At 50.3% G+C, this 19,030-nt stretch carries 13 protein-coding genes and 4 tRNA genes; 10 read left to right on the top strand and 7 right to left on the bottom strand.

The genetic code is table 11. The features are described from left to right. Positions 1-133 precede the first annotated feature (133 nt). The 3 genes from ptrA to recD are packed head-to-tail and all read left to right on the top strand — an operon-like array spanning position 134 to position 8,441. A complete protein-coding gene (gene ptrA / locus EDF88_RS10025; RefSeq protein ID WP_134184476.1) occupies positions 134-3,022 on the top strand; it encodes a pitrilysin in 2,889 nt (962 codons plus the stop codon). Between the two features lie 44 nt (positions 3,023-3,066). Beyond that, entirely contained in the window at positions 3,067-6,609 is a 3,543-nt protein-coding gene (gene recB, locus EDF88_RS10020) for an exodeoxyribonuclease V subunit beta (RefSeq protein ID WP_134184474.1), read from the top strand. Next, entirely contained in the window at positions 6,606-8,441 is a 1,836-nt protein-coding gene (gene recD, locus EDF88_RS10015) for an exodeoxyribonuclease V subunit alpha (RefSeq protein WP_134184472.1), read from the top strand. Before recB ends, recD begins: the two co-directional genes overlap by 4 nt. Positions 8,442-8,465: 24 nt before the next feature. Here recD and argA read toward each other — a convergent pair whose 3' ends face one another. Beyond that, positions 8,466-9,797 (bottom strand): amino-acid N-acetyltransferase, encoded by a 1,332-nt coding sequence (gene argA / locus EDF88_RS10010; protein ID WP_064513409.1) that lies wholly within the window; start codon positions 9,795-9,797, stop codon positions 8,466-8,468. Between the two features lie 234 nt (positions 9,798-10,031). Here argA and amiC point away from each other — a divergent pair, with 234 nt between their 5' ends. Next, positions 10,032-11,288 carry an N-acetylmuramoyl-L-alanine amidase AmiC gene (gene amiC / locus EDF88_RS10005; RefSeq protein ID WP_064560626.1) on the top strand — a complete coding sequence of 419 codons (1,257 nt, stop codon included), beginning with the start codon at positions 10,032-10,034 and terminating at the stop codon, positions 11,286-11,288. Between the two features lie 119 nt (positions 11,289-11,407). On the opposite strand, the gene EDF88_RS10000 is transcribed toward amiC, so the two are convergent. The 4 genes from EDF88_RS10000 to EDF88_RS09985 form a co-directional block, all read right to left on the bottom strand. After that, positions 11,408-11,484: transfer RNA gene (locus EDF88_RS10000), tRNA-Met, on the bottom strand. Between the two features lie 61 nt (positions 11,485-11,545). Beyond that, a tRNA-Met gene (locus EDF88_RS09995) sits at positions 11,546-11,622 on the bottom strand. 62 nt (positions 11,623-11,684) lie between these two features. After that, positions 11,685-11,761, bottom strand: a tRNA-Met gene (locus EDF88_RS09990). A 62-nt stretch (positions 11,762-11,823) separates the two neighbouring features. Beyond that, positions 11,824-11,900, bottom strand: a tRNA-Met gene (locus EDF88_RS09985). 233 nt (positions 11,901-12,133) lie between these two features. Here EDF88_RS09985 and mltA point away from each other — a divergent pair. After that, on the top strand, positions 12,134-13,234 hold the full coding sequence (mltA, locus tag EDF88_RS09980) for a murein transglycosylase A (RefSeq protein ID WP_064513405.1): 1,101 nt from the start codon (positions 12,134-12,136) through the stop codon (positions 13,232-13,234). An 81-nt stretch (positions 13,235-13,315) separates the two neighbouring features. Then, positions 13,316-14,125, top strand: coding sequence for a tRNA cyclic N6-threonylcarbamoyladenosine(37) synthase TcdA (tcdA, locus tag EDF88_RS09975; RefSeq protein ID WP_134184470.1), 810 nt, complete (start codon positions 13,316-13,318; stop codon positions 14,123-14,125). On the opposite strand, the gene csdE is transcribed toward tcdA, so the two are convergent. Both csdE and csdA read right to left on the bottom strand, forming a co-directional pair. Beyond that, the gene (gene csdE / locus EDF88_RS09970; protein ID WP_134184468.1) at positions 14,116-14,556 is read right to left on the bottom strand and encodes a cysteine desulfurase sulfur acceptor subunit CsdE; all 441 of its coding nucleotides are present in this window, start codon (positions 14,554-14,556) and stop codon (positions 14,116-14,118) included. The two genes, tcdA and csdE, sit on opposite strands and share 10 nt — an antisense overlap. Beyond that, complete coding sequence (csdA, locus tag EDF88_RS09965; protein ID WP_134184466.1) at positions 14,557-15,762, bottom strand: cysteine desulfurase CsdA; 1,206 nt, start codon at positions 15,760-15,762, stop codon at positions 14,557-14,559. It abuts the gene before it with no gap. A 203-nt stretch (positions 15,763-15,965) separates the two neighbouring features. Here csdA and EDF88_RS09960 point away from each other — a divergent pair, with 203 nt between their 5' ends. The 4 genes from EDF88_RS09960 (at position 15,966) to rlmM (ending at position 19,020) form a co-directional block, all read left to right on the top strand. Beyond that, positions 15,966-16,193: a YgdI/YgdR family lipoprotein gene (locus EDF88_RS09960; protein ID WP_034457528.1), complete on the top strand. Its 228-nt coding sequence runs from the start codon at positions 15,966-15,968 to the stop codon at positions 16,191-16,193. A gap of 371 nt (positions 16,194-16,564) precedes the next feature. Next, complete coding sequence (gcvA, locus tag EDF88_RS09955) at positions 16,565-17,482, top strand: glycine cleavage system transcriptional regulator GcvA (protein WP_064513397.1); 918 nt, start codon at positions 16,565-16,567, stop codon at positions 17,480-17,482. Positions 17,483-17,531: 49 nt separating this feature from the next. Then, positions 17,532-17,927, top strand: coding sequence for a DUF423 domain-containing protein (locus EDF88_RS09950; RefSeq protein WP_064513395.1), 396 nt, complete (start codon positions 17,532-17,534; stop codon positions 17,925-17,927). Next, positions 17,920-19,020 (top strand): 23S rRNA (cytidine(2498)-2'-O)-methyltransferase RlmM, encoded by a 1,101-nt coding sequence (gene rlmM, locus EDF88_RS09945; RefSeq protein WP_064513393.1) that lies wholly within the window; start codon positions 17,920-17,922, stop codon positions 19,018-19,020. The genes EDF88_RS09950 and rlmM overlap by 8 nt, the downstream gene beginning before the upstream one ends. The last annotated feature ends 10 nt before the right edge of the window (positions 19,021-19,030 follow it).

Below are 19,030 nucleotides of genomic sequence, written 5' to 3'. Positions count from 1 at the left end.
ACCCGGCGGGTTCATCTATGATGCGCTACTTGCTCAGGGTTGGCGAAAAAAGAAACAACTAAAATTGCAGATTGTTTTTAAAAGTTGTTAATGATGAGTGAGTTAGGAAGTTTCGTGATTATGAGGTTCGTGAATGCCTAAATGCAGCACCTGGTTAAAACCGCTTTTCTTGTTGTTAGTTGCCATTTGGGCACCATTAAGTCAGGCAGACACGGGTTGGCAACCTATCCAGGAAACTATCCGCAAAAGTGAGAAAGACAACCGTCAATATCAGGCTATACGTCTTGATAATGGTATGACAGTCCTGCTGGTTTCTGATCCGCAAGCTGTTAAGTCATTGTCTGCGTTGGTTGTTCCTGTTGGATCTTTAGAAGATCCTAACGACCATCTTGGCTTGGCTCACTATCTTGAACATATGACGCTGATGGGCTCTAAAAAATATCCGGAGCCGGATAGCCTGTCAGAGTTTCTCAAAAAGCATGGTGGCAGCCATAACGCCAGTACTGCAACTTACCGCACTGCGTTTTATCTCGAAGTGGAAAACGATGCGCTGGAAGGGGCAGTTGACCGTTTGTCTGATGCTATTGCTGAGCCAAATCTCGCCCCAGAATATGCCGAACGTGAACGTAATGCGGTTAATGCTGAGCTGACCTTAGCTCGCGCCCGTGACGGTATGCGTATGGCGCAAGTTAGTGCTGAAACTATCAACCCTGCACATCCGGGTTCGCGTTTTTCCGGCGGTAACCTTGAAACTCTGCGCGACAAACCAGGCAGTAAGCTGCTGGACGCCCTGGTAGCTTTCCGTGATAAATATTATTCTGCGAACCTAATGAAGGCTGTTATTTACAGTAATAAACCATTGCCGGAACTGGCAAAAATTGCTGTGGAAACCTATGGCCGGGTGCCGAATAAAAACATTGAACGGCCAGTTATTAATGTGCCGGTTGTCACGGATGCGCAAAAAGGAGTCGTAATTCATTACGTCCCCGCATTGCCTCGCAAAGTGGTGCGTGTTGAATTCCGTATCGACAATAATAGCGATAAATTCCGCAGCAAAACTGATGAGTTAATTGGCTATTTGATTGGCAACCGTAGCAACAATACACTTTCTGACTGGCTGCAAAAGCAGGGGCTGGCAGATAGCATCCGTGCCGATTCCGACCCGTTAGTTAACGGCAATAGTGGCGTGTTCGCTATCTCTGTATCGTTGACTGATAAAGGTCTCGCGCAGCGTGATGATGTGGTTGCGGCTATTTTCAGTTACTTAAATAAAATGCGTGAGAATGGCGTCGATAAAAGTTATTTCGACGAGCTTGCCCATGTTCTCGATCTCGACTTCCGTTATCCATCAATAACCCGTGATATGGATTACGTAGAATGGTTAGCAGACACCATGTTACGCGTGCCTGTCGAGCACACACTTGATGCTGTCAACATCGCCGATCAATACGATCCAGCGGCTATTAAAGCACGCCTGGATATGATGACGCCGCAAAATGCACGTGTCTGGTATATCAGCCCGAAAGAGCCACATAACAAAACGGCTTATTTTGTAGAAGCGCCTTATCAGGTCGATAAAATCACCCCGCAAGTCTTCAATACCTGGCAGGAAAAAGCGGCAGCAATCAAACTGGCATTGCCACAATTGAACCCGTATATCCCGGATGACTTTACGTTAGTTAAACCTGACAAAACCTATGCTCACCCAGAATTACTGGTGAAAGAACCCGGTCTGCGTGTGTTGTATATGCCAAGCCACTATTTTGCCAGCGAACCGAAAGCTGACGTGACGATGGTGCTGCGTAACCCGCAGGCAATGGATAGTGCGAAAAACCAGGTATTGTTTGCCCTGAATGACTACCTGGCAGGCATCGCGTTGGACGAGTTAAGCAACCAGGCTTCGATTGGCGGTATTGGTTTCTCGACTAATGCCAACAGCGGTTTGATGGTTAATGCCAATGGTTACACCCAACGTTTGCCGCAGCTTTTTGAAGCGCTGCTAAAAGGCTATTTCTCCTATACACCGACTCAAGAGCAGTTGGATCAGGCAAAATCATGGTATGCCCAAATGATGGATTCGGCAGACAAAGGCAAAGCTTACGATCAGGCGATTATGCCGGTGCAGATGGTGTCGCAGGTGCCGTATTTCCAGCGTGAAACGCGCCGCGCGTTGTTGCCTGCTCTGACGATAAAAGACGTGCTTGATTACCGGGAAGTTTTAAAAACAGGTGCTAAACCTGAGTTTTTAGTTCTGGGCAATATGTCTCCTGATCAGGCAAAAGAGCTTGCGCATAACGTACAAAGCCAGCTGACTACCAAAGGTAATGAGTGGTGCCGCAATAAAGACGTGCTTGTTGATAGCAAACATTTAGCGATGTTTGAAAAAACAGGAGGCAGCACAGATTCCGCGCTGGCAGCAGTTTATGTACCGAAAGGTTTCGATGAAACGGTCAGTACTGCTTACAGCTCAATGTTGGGGCAAATCATTCAGCCGTGGTTCTACAACCAGTTGCGTACCCAGGAGCAACTGGGCTATGCGGTGTTTGCTTTCCCGATGTCAGTTGGCCGCCAGTGGGGGATTGGTTTCTTACTGCAAAGTAACGATAAGCAACCAGCCTACTTGTACCAGCGTTTTAAAGCGTTTTACCCAACGGCTGAAAAGAAGTTGCGTGAGATGAGCGCTGAAGATTTTGCTCAAATGCAGCAGGGGATGATCAGTGAAATTATGCAGGCACCGCAGACCTTGTCACAGGAGGCCTCACAACTGAGCAAAGATTTCGATCGCGGAAACCTGGATTTTGATTCGCGTGATAAAGTAGTCGCCGAAATTAAAAAACTGACGCCGCGAAAACTGGCTGATTTCTTCCATCAGGCAGTGATTGAACCACAGGGAATAGCTGTACTGTCGCAAGTTTCTGGTAGCCACAATGGCAAGTCAGATTATGCCACTCCGAAAGGCTGGAAAACCTGGAAGGAGGTCAGCACTCTGCAGCAATCATTGCCGCGTGTAGACGCTAAGTAATGGCGGCCACGGCACCTGCAACTTGAAAGACAATAGGTATAATAATGACCGGAATCACTCAGCCGCTTGACCCCCTAAGTTTACCTCTGACGGGAGAGCGGTTGATTGAAGCCTCTGCCGGTACCGGAAAGACATTTACCATTGCGGCACTCTATCTGCGTTTGCTGCTTGGCCTGGGTGGGGAAAATGCCCATCCCCGGCCACTCTCAGTTGAAGAATTATTGGTCGTAACCTTTACTCAGGCGGCGACTGAAGAGCTCCGCGGCCGTATTCGCGCCAATATTCATGAACTGCGTATCGCCTGCGTATGTAAGCGCACTGACAATCCCTTGTTCCAAAAACTGCTCACAGAAATCCCTGACCTTCACCAGGCTGCCCAAGTTTTGCGCCTTGCAGAACAGCAAATGGATGAAGCGGCCATTTTCACTATCCATGGTTTTTGCCAGCGAATGCTCAGCCTTAATGCCTTCGAATCAGGCATGCTGTTTGAGCAACAACTCATTGAAGATGAATCACGGCTGCGTCGTAATGCCTGTGCTGATTTTTGGCGTCGCCATTGTTACCCACTTCCTAAACCGGTCGCGCAGGTTATGGCAGAGGAGTGGGCTGGCCCGGAAGAACTTCTCAGAGACATAAACAGCTGGTTGCAAGGTGAACAACCGGTACTTAAACAGCCGCCAGCTGATGATGAAACGCTACTTGCACGGCATCAGAAAATAATTAACGCCATTGAAGATGTGAAAGCGCAATGGTGTGCTTGCGCGGATGAAATTGCGCAACTCCTAAGTGTGGCGAAGATAGACCGCCGTAGTTACAGCAGTAAAAACCTACCTAATTGGCTGAATATTGTTGGCACATGGGCTCAGACAGAAACCACAACTTATAAATTGCCTGACCAACTGGAGCGTTTCTCTCAGTCGATGCTCGACGAGAAAACCAAAGAAGGCCAACCGCCGCAGCATCCTGTTTTCAGAGCGATTAACGATTTATTGGGGGAGCCGCTAACACTGCGTGATTTAGTTATCGCGCGTGCTATGGCTGAAATCCGCTATACCGTGCAGCAAGAAAAACGCCGTCGCGGTGAGCTGGGTTTCGACGATATGTTGACCCGGCTGGATGAAGCTCTGCATAAGCCGGGTGGCGACGCCCTGGCAGCCGCCATTCGTGGGCGTTTCCCGGCGGCAATGATTGATGAATTTCAGGATACCGATCCTCAGCAATATCGCATCTTCAGGCGGCTGTACATCAACCAGCCGGGTACTGCGTTATTGCTTATTGGTGACCCGAAACAGGCGATTTATGCGTTCCGCGGGGCGGATATTTTTACCTACATGAAAGCTCGTCATGAGGTAAGTGCCCACTACACGCTGGACACTAACTGGCGTTCATCCCCTGCAATGATAAACAGCGTGAATACTCTGTTTCAGCAACTGAGTAACCCTTTCTTATTCCAGCAAATCCCATTTTTAGCGGTCAAAGCGGCCGAGAAAAACAGTGGACTGCGTTTTACTTTCAAAGGGAAGAACCAGGCGGCTATGTCGCTCTGGGCACAGTCGGGTGACGGTTGCGGTGTGAGTGATTACCAACAAATCATGGCCATGCAGTGTGCGCAGCAGATTCGAGACTGGCTGACTGCCGGGCAGCGCGGTGAGGCTCTATTGTGGAAAGGTGAGGTATCTCGCCCGGTACAGTCATCAGACATCACTATTTTGGTTCGTAGTCGCGGTGAAGCTTCAATTGTTCGGGAGGCTTTGAGCGCGCTCAATATTCCCTCTGTTTACCTTTCAAATCGTGACTCGGTTTTTGCAACGCCTGAAGCGCGAGAGATTTTGTGGATCCTGCAGGCTGTACTTGCCCCTGAAATTGAAACAGCACTGAGAAGTGCGGTTGCGACCAGTATGCTTGGCCTTGATGCGCAAATGATTGAGGCGCTGAATAACGATGAAAATGCCTGGGATCAGTTGGTTGAAGAGTTTTCTGAATATCGCCAAACCTGGCTGCGCCGGGGCGTCATGCCGATGCTGCGGGCGCTGATTGCTCGTCGGCAGGTTGCTGAAAACTTGTTGGCAACGCCGGGAGGTGAAAGGCGTCTTACCGACATTTTACACATCAGCGAATTGCTACAAGAAGAAGCAGCGCAAACTGACAGTGAACATGCTCTGGTTCGATGGTTGGCACAGCAGGTCGCTGAACCTGATAGCAACGCCTACAGCCAACAATTACGTCTCGAAAGCGACAAGCATTTGGTTCAGGTTGTCACTATCCATAAATCAAAAGGGCTTGAGTACCCATTGGTCTGGTTGCCATTCATCGCCAACTATCGGGCGCAAAACAGTGGTCTGTACCATGACCGTTCAACATTCTCGCCGTTGCTGGATTTAAGCGACGATGAAGAAAGCCTGAGCCTTGCGGAAGAAGAGCGCCTGGCAGAGGATTTACGTTTGCTGTACGTGGCTCTGACTCGTTCAATCTGGCATTGCAGCCTGGGTGTCGCCCCGTTATTTAAAGGGAACCGAGCCAAAAAAGGGGGCAGCGATCTGCATCTGGGCGCGTTGGGGTATCTGCTGCAAAAAGGTGAGGCGAAAGATGCTGCCGGTTTACAGGCATGTTTGCAGGAACTGGTCAGTGAGTCGATTAGCGTCGAAGAACCTCACTCGGAAGACTATAGCCCGTGGCAGCCTGTCAGTACCGCAATCCCGGAACTGAGTGCCAGAGTGATGAAAAGGCAGGTTGCTGATAATTGGCGCGTGACCAGTTATTCCGGATTGCAGCAGCATGGCAGCAGCCAGGTACTGGATCTATTACCTCGATTAGATGTGGACGCTGCAGGTGTAGCGCCAGTGCAAAGTGAGCCATCACTAACTCCGCATAGCTTCCCACGCGGTGCGGGGCCGGGCACATTTTTGCATAGCTTATTCGAAGGCATTGATTTTACTCAGCCGATTGACGATATATGGGTTGCAAAGCAACTCACAGAGCAAGGTTTTGCTGAAGAGTGGCTACCCGTGTTAACGCAGTGGTTAAAGGCCATTTTGCAGGTTCCGCTCAATGATTCGGGCGTGTCGCTTAACCAGTTAACGCCACAGGAAAAACAGGTCGAGCTGGAATTTTATCTGCCAATTGAAAGTGATTTGCAGGCTGCGCATCTGGATAAGCTGGTGCGGGAATACGATCCGCTCTCTGCGGGCTGCCCTGCGCTGAATTTCAAACAAGTGCGTGGCATGTTGAAAGGGTTTATTGACCTGGTTTTCCGCTGGCAAGGGCGTTACTACCTGCTGGATTATAAATCCAACTGGCTGGGTGAAGACAGCAGTGCTTATACCCAGGAAGCGATGGCGGGTGCGATGCAATCCCATCGTTACGACCTGCAATATCAGTTATATACGTTGGCTCTGCACCGCTATTTGCGCCACCGTATGCCTGACTACGATTACCAAAGACATTTTGGCGGCGTTATCTATCTTTTCTTGCGCGGAGTCGAAAGCAACGGTTCTTCACAGGGGATTTTCTCGACGCAGCCAGATGTTCAATTGATTACGAAAATGGATGCACTTTTTGCCGGGCAAACGGACGAGGTTACGCCATGAAAATGTCTGAGTTGCTACAGCAGGCAGTCGAGCAAAAATTGTTGCGCGCATTGGATGCACAATTCGCCATGATGATTTCCAGTGACGAGCAGCCCGCAGTCATGCTGGCAGCGGCACTTGTCAGCCACGATGCGGGTGAAGGGCATGTGTGTATCCCACTTTCGCGTTTAAAGCCGGAGTTCTGTTTTGCCGGGCGGCAACCTGATTTTGCGGAGCAACTTTTCGCTGTGATTGGTATCAACGCCAACTGGCACGAACTGCTATTGGCATCTGATGCGGTAAGTGAGTATGAAGGGGCAACACCGCTGAAATTAATTGGCGAGCGCTTGTACCTCAACCGGATGTGGCAAAACGAACAGTCTGTCGCGCGGTTTTTTGGTGAAGAGAACTGCGTAATCCCACTTGATGAAACGCAGATTATCCGTGTATTAAATCAACTCTTTGAGCCAACAGCCGATATCGACTGGCAAAAGGTTGCTGCGGCCGTGGCACTGACACGACGCATTTCAGTGATTTCTGGCGGGCCAGGAACCGGGAAAACCACTACGGTGGCCAAATTGCTCGCAGCACTGGTTCAGCTATCGGACGCAAAACCTTTGCGTATCCAACTGGCGGCTCCAACAGGTAAAGCTGCTGCACGTTTAACCGAATCCTTAGGTTCCGCTCTACGGCGTTTGCCGTTGGATGATGCGCAAAAAGCCTCGTTGCCTAGCGATGCTTGTACCTTGCACCGCTTATTGGGCGCACAACCTAACAGCCAACGTCTGCGATATCACGCAGGGAACCCATTGCATCTTGATGTGCTGGTGGTAGATGAAGCCTCAATGGTGGATTTGCCAATGATGGCAAAGCTGATTCATGCGTTGCCAGCACACGCGCGGATCATTTTCTTAGGCGACCGCGATCAACTGGCATCGGTGGAAGCGGGGGCGGTGCTCGGGGATATTTGCCATTATGTAACACACGGATATTCTCCTGTTCGTGCGGCCGAATTAAGTCGACTGACGGGTTACTCACTGGTAACAGGTGAAGGAACAGAAGCCAGTGTGCTGCGCGACGGGCTTTGTCTGCTGCAAAAAAGCTACCGTTTTGATAGCAAATCAGGGATTGGGCAGTTGGCCTATGCTGTTAATGCAAGTGATGTGAAACAGGCTAAAGCTGTGTTTGCTAAAGGTTTTGGCGATATCACAAAGCAGCCATTGCGCGAAACTGAAGACTACGCGTTGATGATTGCTGATGCAGTGGATGGGTATCGGCCGTATCTGGAGTTAATACGCAATCACGCAGAACCTGCAGCTATTATTGAAGCTTTCGGGCGTTATCAGTTGTTGTGTGCATTACGTGATGGCCCGTTTGGCGTCAGTGGCCTGAACAATAGAATCGAACTCGCGCTGATTCAAAAAAGGCTCATTGAGCGGCCAAATCAGGCCGCTTCAAGATGGTACAACGGCAGGCCAATTATGATTTCGCGTAACGACAGCTCGTTAGGCCTATTCAACGGTGATATCGGTATCGCGTTAGACAGAGGCGAGGGGCTACGCGTCTGGTTCCCGATGCCGGATGGCACAATAAAATCAGTGCAGCCGAGCCGTTTACCAGGGCATGACACCGCCTATGCTATGACGGTGCACAAATCCCAGGGTTCGGAATTTGATCACGCCGCCCTTGTTCTGCCAAATCAGTATACCGCTGTGGTTACGCGTGAACTGGTCTATACCGCGATCACTCGTGCTCGAAGCAGGCTATCTTTGTATGCAGATGACCGGGTTCTGGAAAAGGCAATTGTGACGAAGACAGAAAGACGCAGCGGATTGATGGAGAGTTTTAGCTAGCCCTGAATAGGGCTAGCTTATTGGTTACGCTAAATCCGCCATCAGCACTTTCGAACGGCGTTGATAGTTGTACATCTCTTTTTTACTTTCAGGCAGCAGCTCAACATCGACCGGCATAAATCCGCGTTCCTGGAACCAGTGAATGCTACGGGTGGTCAGCACGAACAGCTTGCTCAGTCCCATTTGGCGGGCTTGCGTGGCAATACGTTGCAGCAGCACTTCACCGCGCGATGAACTGCGATAGTCAGGGTGAACTGCTACGCAGGCCATTTCGCCAATCCCTTCTTCAAGGAATGGATAGAGTGCTGCACAGGCGATAGTCAGATTGTCGCGCTGAATAATGGTGAACTTGTCAATCTCCATTTCCAGTTGCTCACGCGAGCGGCGTACCAGAATCCCTTGTTGTTCAAGAGGGCGAATCAACTCCAGAATACCGCCGATATCGTTAATGGTAGCGCGACGAATTTGCTCCGCACTCTCCATAACAATTTGTGTACCGATCCCGTCGCGGGAGAAAAGCTCCTGCAACAGTGCGCCATCTTCCTGGTAACTAATTAAATGGCTGCGACGCACACCGCTACGACAGGCTTTCAAAGCACCCCGTAAGAAACGCACGGTGCCGGAGTGGTAATCACCGGCTTCTTCGAGTTCTTCAATACGTTTTTGCGCATCGTTAGGGAACAGTTCGGAGACAATATTGCCGTTGTCGTCGATAACACCCTGAGAAGAGCAGAAGCCAATCATTTTTTCGGCTTTCAGTTTGACTGCCAGTTGGGTGGCAATCTCTTCTGAAGTGAGGTTGAAACTTTCACCCGTGACCGATACCGCAACCGGGCCCATCAGCACGATTGCACCGTTATCAAGCTGGCGGTGAATAGCTTCTTCGTCGATACGACGCACGCGTCCGCTGTGGCAGTAATCCACGCCATCATCCACGCCCAATGGCTGCGCGATAATAAAGTTACCGCTGACCACGTTGATATGTGCGCCCTGCAAAGGCGTGTTGCCAAGGCTCATGGACAAACGCGCGGTAATATCCAGCTGCAATAAACCGGCCGCTTGCTTTACCAGCTCCAGCGTTTTTGCATCCGTAACACGCGTATGTTTATGATAGATAGGCTCATGATTATGCGAAGCCAGATTGGCATCAATCTGTGGGCGTGCGCCGTACACCACCACCAGACGAATCCCCAAGCTGTGCAGCAGCCCAATATCATTAACGATACTGGAAAAGTTCTCGTGTTCGATGGCTTCGCCGCCAAGCATAATGACAAACGTTTTTCCCCGATGGGCATTTATATAGGGAACAGAATGGCGGAATCCCTGTACCAGTTCGGTTCTACGTTCCTTCACCACGGCCAGACCTCATTGCATGATTATTCGTAATTTCTGTATTTTTATTCTTTTATTGCCTCCGGTGCAAGCGGCAATTTCCACAAAGCGAATATTTCTGAATTCAGCCTGCCAGGTGCTTGATTGCGAATGTTTACCCTTTAATGAGTGACAGCCCGGGCCTGTTTGGTTAAAGTTTTCGGCTCAAAAAATAAAATTGATTATTCGATTCCCGGAAATACACCGCTCAGGAGAGCTATGTCAGATTCCAGTCCATTAATAACTCGGCGCCGGTTGCTCCAGGGAGCAGGTGCTATGTGGCTTTTGAGTGTCAGCCAGGTCGGTCTTGCAGCTTCAAGCCTGGTCGTTGCGGTGCGTGTCTGGCCCGCTTCTTCTTACACTCGTGTCACGCTGGAATCGAACAAAGAGCTTAAATATAAGCAGTTCGCATTGAGCAACCCGGATCGCGTCGTTGTCGACATCGAAGGTGTGAATTTAAATTCAGTATTGAAAGGCATTGGTGGCCAGATTCGTGCTGACGATCCCTTCATCAAATCTGCGCGTGTCGGGCAGTTTGACCCGCAAACCGTGCGCATGGTTTTTGAACTCAAACAGAACGTCACACCACATCTGTTTGGACTGGCCCCGGTAGCTGAATTTAAAGAGCGTCTGGTGATGGATTTGTATCCGGCGAATATGAATAGCGAGCAAGATCCGCTGTTGGCATTGCTGGAAGATTACAACAACGGCAAGCTGGATAAAGACAAGCCGCCGTCGCCAGAACAAGGGCCGCAACCGGGTAAAGCCGGGCGTGACCGGCCAATTGTTATCATGCTTGATCCCGGCCACGGTGGGGAAGATCCCGGTGCGATTGGGCCGAACAAAACGCGCGAAAAAGATATCGTTCTGCAGATTGCTCGCCGCCTGAAAGCGCTGATTGATAAAGAAGCGAATATGAAAGCCTACATGACCCGCAATGAGGATGTGTTTATCCCATTAAAAGTCAGGGTAGCGAAGGCACAGAAGCAGCGTGCCGATCTGTTTGTTTCTATTCATGCTGATGCGTTTACCACGGGGGCTGCTCGCGGATCCTCCGTTTTTGCGCTCTCAACCAAAGGCGCGACCAGTACCGCCGCTAAATTCCTCGCCCAAACGCAAAACGCCGCCGACTTAATCGGTGGCGTCAGTAAGAGTGGCGATCGTTACCTCGACCATACGATGTTTGATATGGTGCAGTCATTGACCATCAACGATAGCCTTAAGTTCGGCAAAGAAGTGCTGGCCCGGTTAGGGAAGGTGAACAAACTGCATAAAAACAGCGTCGATCAGGCGGGGTTTGCGGTTCTGAAAGCTCCGGATATTCCATCCATTCTGGTAGAAACTGCCTTTTTGAGTAATGTTGAGGAAGAGCGCAAGCTGCGAACCGCGACATTCCAGCAGGAAGTGGCCGAGTCTATTCTGGCAGGTATAAAGGCTTATTTTGCGGATAGTGCGCGATTAGCGCGGCTCGGTTAATCCCCGTCATACTTCGAGCCGCGGCTGAGTTGGCTGCGCTCGAATTATTTAGAGGATAGTAGAACTGTGTGAGCGAATTGCAGATACAAAAAAAGCACTCCTGAGAGTGCTTTTAATATTGGTTGCGGGGGCCAGATTTGAACTGACGACCTTCGGGTTATGAGCCCGACGAGCTACCAGGCTGCTCCACCCCGCGTCCGTAAACTTCTTTAGTACCCAAATGACTTTCATCATTGCGCGAAACTCAGCGACTTAGTTGGTTGCGGGGGCCAGATTTGAACTGACGACCTTCGGGTTATGAGCCCGACGAGCTACCAGGCTGCTCCACCCCGCGTCCGTATAACTATTTACTGCTAATGGTTTTCACCACTGCGCTAAACTCAGCGACTTTGTAGTTGGTTGCGGGGGCCAGATTTGAACTGACGACCTTCGGGTTATGAGCCCGACGAGCTACCAGGCTGCTCCACCCCGCGTCCGTATAACTACTTACTGCAAATGGTTTTCACCACCGCGCTAAACTCAGCGACTTTTTAATTGGTTGCGGGGGCCAGATTTGAACTGACGACCTTCGGGTTATGAGCCCGACGAGCTACCAGGCTGCTCCACCCCGCGTCCGTGGAAGCGCACTATACTCTGCCCGGCTTTTGATGCAACCTTTTTTTTAATAAATGCCCGATTTGTCACATGTAGCTGATAATAATTTACTTTAAGTACAGATAGTGAACACATCTGGTCTGTGTGGGGTCCAACACGTTTAATTCTTGCCTGGTGTTTGCTATCTTCCCGTGGCTGCATACTTGAAGTATCCCGGGCCAGGCGCGAAATATAATCAGGGCGAGGAAGTAATGATAGGACGTTGGACGAAGTACATTGTAACTGGGGTAATGGTTGCCATTCTGGCGGGCTGTTCCTCAAAACCGACAGATAAAGGCCAGCAATATAAGGACGGGAAGTTTTCTCAGCCTTTTTCACTCGTCAACCGCCCCGATGCTGTGGGTGCACCGATTAACGGTGGCGACTTTGCTGAACAAGTTAACCAGATTCGTTCTGCGTCTCCGCGCCTCTACAATAGCAAGAGCGATGTTTACGGTGCCGTGCAGCAGTGGCTACGTGCCGGTGGCGACACCAGCAAGCTGAGCCAGTACGGTATTGATGCCTGGCAGATGGAAGGTGCAGACAACTACGGTAACGTGCAATTCACCGGCTACTACACACCTGTGGTACAGGCGCGTTACACCCGCCAGGGCGAGTTCCAGTATCCTATCTACCGTATGCCGCCAAAGCGTGGGCGCTTACCGTCTCGTGCTGAGATCTACAGTGGTGCTTTGAGCGATAGCTATATCATTGCTTACAGCAACTCCTTAATGGATAACTTCATTATGGATGTGCAGGGCAGCGGCTATATCGATTTCGGCGACGGCCAGCCATTAACCTTCTTTGGTTACTCGGGTAAGAACGGCCACGCCTACCGCAGTATCGGCAAGGTGCTCATCGACCGCGGTGAAGTAAAGAAAGAAGATATGTCGATGCAGGCGATTCGCCACTGGGGAGAAACCCACAGCCCGGCGCAAGTGCAGGAGCTGCTTGAGCAGAACCCCTCTTTCGTCTTCTTTAAACCAGCAAGCTTCGCGCCAGTGAAAGGGGCGAGTGCTGTGCCGTTGATTGGCCGTGCCTCTGTTGCATCTGACCGTTCTATTATTCCTGCGGGCACCACTATTCTGGCAGAAGTCCCGTTACTGGATAACAACGGCAAATTCAGCGGGCAATATGAATTGCGCGTCATGGTTGCGCTGGATGTTGGCGGTGCGATTAAAGGGCAGCACTTTGATATCTACCAGGGGATTGGGGCTGATGCCGGTCACCGTGCGGGTTGGTACAACCATTACGGTCGCGTTTGGGTGCTGAAAAATGCCCCGGGCACCACTAACAGTGTATTCACGGGTTAATCTTCCCGCAGACGGGCTGTATAATCAGCCCGTCATCTATATCTGCAATAACACCCGCAAAGATTTTCCGAGGATAACGTAATGTCTGTAGTTTTGACCGACGCCTGGCTGCAACGCTTTGGTGGTACTGCTCGTTTGTACGGCCGCGATGCTCTGCAACTGTTCGCTGATGCGCATGTTTGCGTGATTGGCATTGGTGGCGTGGGGTCGTGGGCGGCAGAAGCGCTGGCTCGTACCGGTATCGGTGCAATTACGCTTATCGACATGGACGATGTTTGTGTGACGAACACTAACCGTCAGATCCACGCTTTGAGGGCTACGGTAGGGCAGTCCAAGGCAGAAGTGATGGCGGCGCGTATCCGCGAAATTAACCCGGAGTGCCGTGTCATGGTAGTGGATGATTTTATTACCGCTGACAACACCGCGCAGCTGCTCAACCAGGGCTTTAGCTACGTGATTGATGCGATTGATAGTGTGCGCCCAAAAGCCGCCTTGATAGCTTATTGCCGGCGTTACAAGATCCCGTTGGTGACCACGGGTGGAGCGGGCGGCCAAATTGATCCGACACAGATCCAGGTGACCGATCTGGCGAAAACGATTCAGGATCCATTAGCGGCGAAACTGCGTGAAAGATTAAAAAGCGATTTTGGCGTGGTGAAGAACAGCAAAGGAAAGCTCGGAATTGATTGCGTGTTTTCCACCGAAGCGTTGGTTTATCCGCAGGCTGATGGCTCGGTATGTGGGATGAAAAGTACCGCCGAAGGCCCGAAACGCATGGATTGTGCATCCGGTTTTGGTGCGGCAACCATGGTCACCGCCAGCTTTGGTTTCGTGGCGGTGTCCCATGTATTAAAGAAAATGATGGCAAAAGCGGCGCGTAATCAGGCGTGAGCCGCAACGCGCACGGCTTGCGCTAATGACGCAAGCCCGCTGCTGCGTGAAGCGCTTAACTGGTTCTTGAGCCCGAGATCATCAAACAGAGCAAGCGGATCTTCATTCCGCAATTGTGCCGCCGTTTTCCCTTCAATGGCAGTGAGTAACACCGCCAGCAAACCCCGAACGATTCGCCCTTCGCTATCACCATAGAAATGCAGCGTGCCATTTGCCTGAAGGTTATGACCCAACCAGACGCGGTTTTCACAGCCTGCGATTTCGATTTCATCATTTTTTAAGTCTGCGGGCAGTGCCGGAAGCTGTTTCCCTAACAGGATTAGCTGGCGGTATTTATCTTCCCACTGCTGTAACGGCGCAAATGTAGCTCGCAGGCTGTCAGCGGTGATTGAGGTGCCAAAAGGGTGACCGGCCAGGAATCCACTTGTCATTTAATCCACCAAAATTTCCAGCGCATTGTCGATGGCTTTAACCAACGCATCTACATCGCTTTGTGTATTGTACGGCGCAAAAGAGGCGCGCAGTGTCCCGCTCACCCCTAATGCTGCGAGCAACGGCTGAGCACAATGTTGCCCGGCGCGTAGTGAAATACCGGCTTCTGCCATCAATGTGACCATGTCATTGTGGTGAACGCCCTCGAAATCGAACGCCAGTAGGCTTGAGTCCTGGCAGCGGAAACTGCGAAAACCAGAGCGCTTAGCCAGCTGCGCTTCCGCCAGTGTTGCAAGCCCCCGGCTATAAGTTTCTGCTTCTGTTAACTCAACCGTTTCAAGCCACTCGAGTGCTGCACTCAGGCCAATCACTCCCGCCACATTTGGCGTACCGGCTTCAAAGCGATACGGCACCGGCTGCGTTTTAAACCCTTCAAACGAGACATGGGTGATCATCTTGCCGCCGCCAAGCCATGGCGACATTTCTTCTAACAGCTCGCTTTTACCGTATAGCGCACCGATGCCGGTTGGGCCATAAAGTTTGTGGGCGGAGAAGGCATAAAAATCGATATCCAGCGCTTGTACGTCAGGCGGGCAATGCACCACGCCTTGTGCGCCATCGACCATGACTACGGCACCCGCAGCATGAGCCAGCGTGATGGCCTTAACCAGGTCCGGGCAGCCGCCTGTGACGTTGGACATCTGCCCTAATGCCAGAATTTTGGTCCGCTCATTGAGTAACTCTGGCAGTTTGCTTAAATCAGCGAGGTAATCTTTGCCAAGCGGCAACTTAATGACCTTCGCACCCGTTTGCTCGGCAACCATTAACCATGGCACAAAGTTAGCGTGGTGTTCGGCTTCGCTAACAATAATTTCATCACCAGGTTGCAGGCGAGGGCGTGCATAACACTGTGCTACCAGGTTTATCGCTTCGGTTGTGCCACGCGTCCAGACAATATCTTTGCCTGAAGGAGCGTTGAGTAGAGCCGCGACGCTGTCACGGGCGGCTTCATAGCGTTCTGTAAGGCGCTGTGCCGCCGCAAACTGGCTGCGATGAACATTACCGGCGCTAAGGCTATAAAACTGCTCAGTCGCTTCAATAACGGCAAGGGGCTTGAGTGTGGTAGCGGCGCTATCGAGATAAACACCCGCATCTGCGAGTGCCGGAAACTGGCTGCGAAACTGGGCAGGATTAAAAGTTTTCATGATTTTCCTCGTATCCAATCCGTAGATCGTGGCGCATTTGCTTTAATCACACAAGGGATCAATGACCTTCGGAATAATCTGCATAAATCTGCATAAACTGGCAAGCTCGTGAAAGAGAGTTATGCTAATTAATGTTAGGTGAGTATTTCACCCACTAAATTTTTTACAGTTAATCAGCATTAAACGCTACTAAGGAGAAGAATATGAACAAGGCAGCCGCAGCAGTATTTGTAGGTGTTATGGCTTTTGGTCTTTCAGGATGTTCTAGCCCGAATTACGTAATGCACACCAACGATGGCCGTACCATTGTGTCCGATGGCAAACCGAAAACTGATGATGAAACCGGGATGATTTCGTATAAAGATGCCAACGGCAACAAGCAGCAGATTAATCGTACTGATGTGAAAGAGATGGTTGAACTGGATCAGTAATCTTTTTGCTCGAATTGCAGTTGTTCAAACTACAGGCAAAAAAAAGCACCGCAATTTGCGGTGCTACATTAATCACTATGGACAGACAGGGTAAATGTACAGGAAGTGAAAAAGGGGTAGCTTAGCTACCGGGGTCTGGAATGCCAGACCAATTGCAAACACAACAACACAACATCACAACCGTAAGCCAAAAGCCCTCCGAAACACGCATTTCAGATAACTTTTCGTTCCGGCTCAGGAAGTGACGCCACTATAGGTATTTGCTGGTGCATCCTCAACGGACAATTTATAATGGCTCAGATAAAAAAAACTAATAGGTTAACTAAGTTCGCCTGTTTGTTAATAGACTTTAACATTTAAGCCAATCAACTATGTCCAAGCGTTTGCCACCTTTAAATGCCTTACGTGTATTTGACGCCGCTGCTCGTCACCTGAGTTTTACTAAAGCGGCTGATGAATTATTCGTGACACAGGCCGCCGTGAGCCACCAGATTAAGTCTCTGGAGGATTTTCTGGGTCTTAAGCTGTTCCGCCGTCGCAACCGTTCTTTGTTGCTGACAGAAGAGGGGCAGAGTTATTATCTGGACATCAAAGAGATATTTACGCAACTGACAGAAGCAACGCGTAAGCTTCAGGCGCGTAGTGCTAAAGGTGCGTTAACGGTCAGTTTACTGCCAAGTTTTGCCATTCACTGGCTTGTGCCACGCCTAACTAGCTTTAATACAGCTTATCCGGGAATCGACGTACGAATTCAGGCTGTTGACCGTCAGGAAGATAAACTTTCTGATGATGTCGACGTCGCGATTTTTTACGGGCGTGGAAACTGGCCGGGTTTGCGAGTGGAAAAGCTTTATGCAGAATATTTGCTGCCGGTCTGCTCGCCTTTGCTGTTAACGGGCGATAAACCAATCAAAACTCCTGAAGATTTAGCCCATCATACTTTGCTGCATGATGCTTCTCGTCGTGACTGGCAGACCTATACTCGTCAATTAGGCGTAAGCCATATTAATGTGCAGCAAGGCCCTATCTTCAGCCACAGTGCGATGGTGTTACAGGCTGCTATTCACGGGCAAGGCATTGCGCTGGCGAATAATGTTATGGCGCAATCAGAGCTTGAAGCGGGCCGCTTAGTTTGCCCATTCAACGATGTTCTGGTGAGTAAAAACGCGTTTTATCTTGTTTGTCATGACAGCCAGGCAGAACTGGGTAAAATAGCGGCCTTCAGGCAGTGGATTCTGGCGAAAACAGCGAGCGAACAAGAAAAATTCCGTTTTCGCTACGATCAATAAGCAAACCATCGCGTAGCCATGCCGCTACGCCTTACTTTAGGGTTACACCATGACCAGCCGTTTCATGCTGATTTTTACCGCAATTAGCGGTTTTATCTTTGTTGCTCTCGGGGCCTTCGGGGCTCACATTTTGAGCAAAACGCTTGGTGTTGTGGAGATGGGCTGGATTCAAACCGGCCTTGAATATCAGGCTTTTCACACATTAGCGATTTTTGGTCTGGCGGTTGCTATGCAGCGTCGGATCAGCATCTGGTTTTACTGGAGCAGCGTATTTATGGCGCTCGGTACAGTTCTATTTAGCGGCAGCCTTTATTGTCTGGCGCTGTCTCATTTACGCCTTTGGGCGTTTGTTACCCCCGTCGGTGGAATCAGTTTTCTGGCCGGTTGGATATTGATGTTGATTGGTGCAATGCGCCTGAAACGTAGGGGCGTAAGCCATGAATAAAGTTATTTTGTATTGCCGACAAGGCTTTGAGAAAGAGTGCGCGGCGGAGATTACCGATAAAGCCAGTCAACGCGACATTTTTGGTTTTGCTCGTGTTAAAGAAAACAGCGGTTATGTTATTTACGAATGTTATCAGCAAGATGACGCCGATAAGCTGGCGCGTGAGCTGCCATTTAAAGATTTGATCTTTGCTCGTCAGATGATTGTTGCCGGTGAACTGCTTAAAGATCTTCCAACCGACGATCGTATTACACCAATCACTGGAATGCTGACTGGTGTCGTGGAAAAAGGCGGCGATCTGCGCGTTGAAGTTGCCGACACCAATGAAAGCAAAGAACTGATGAAGTTCTGCCGTAAGTTAACGGTGCCATTGCGTGCGAGCCTGCGTGAAGCGGGGATTCTCACCAATTACGAAACGCCAAAACGCCCGGTTGTGCATGTGTTCTTTATCGCGCCAGGCTGTTGTTATACCGGCTATTCCTATAGCAACAATAACTCGCCTTTCTATATGGGCATCCAACGTCTGAAATTGCCTTCGGAGGCGCCAAGCCGTTCAACCTTGAAACTGGAAGAGGCTTTCCATACTTTCATTCCGGCTGATGAGTGGGACGAACGTCTGGCAAACGGGATGCATGCCGTTGACCTTGGAGCCTGTCCAGGCGGTTGGACTTACCAATTAACGCAACGCAACATGTGGGTTTGTTCTGTTGATAATGGTCCGATGGCGCAAAGCCTTATGGATACAGGGCAAGTGACCTGGTTGCAGGAAGATGGTTTCAAATATAAGCCAAGCCGCAACAACATCTCCTGGATGGTTTGTGACATGGTTGAGAAACCGGCGAAAGTGGCAAATCTGATGGCTACGTGGTTAATTAATGGCTGGTGCCGTGAAACCATTTTCAACCTCAAGCTGCCAATGAAGAAGCGCTATGAAGAAGTGTCGCAAAACCTGGCATTGATTCATGAAAAACTGGCGGAACATGGTATCAGCGCTGAGATTCAGGCTCGCCAGTTGTACCACGACCGTGAAGAAGTAACCGTACACGTGCGCCGTATGTGGGCGGCTGTCGGTGGTCGTCGCGACGAAAGATAATAAATTCGCC

It is taken from the genome of Buttiauxella sp. BIGb0552 (assembly GCF_004366275.1).
Lineage (GTDB): Bacteria > Pseudomonadota > Gammaproteobacteria > Enterobacterales > Enterobacteriaceae > Buttiauxella > Buttiauxella gaviniae.
Note: the sequence above shows the minus strand (reverse complement) of the source record. Positions and strands in the feature narration are given on the sequence as shown.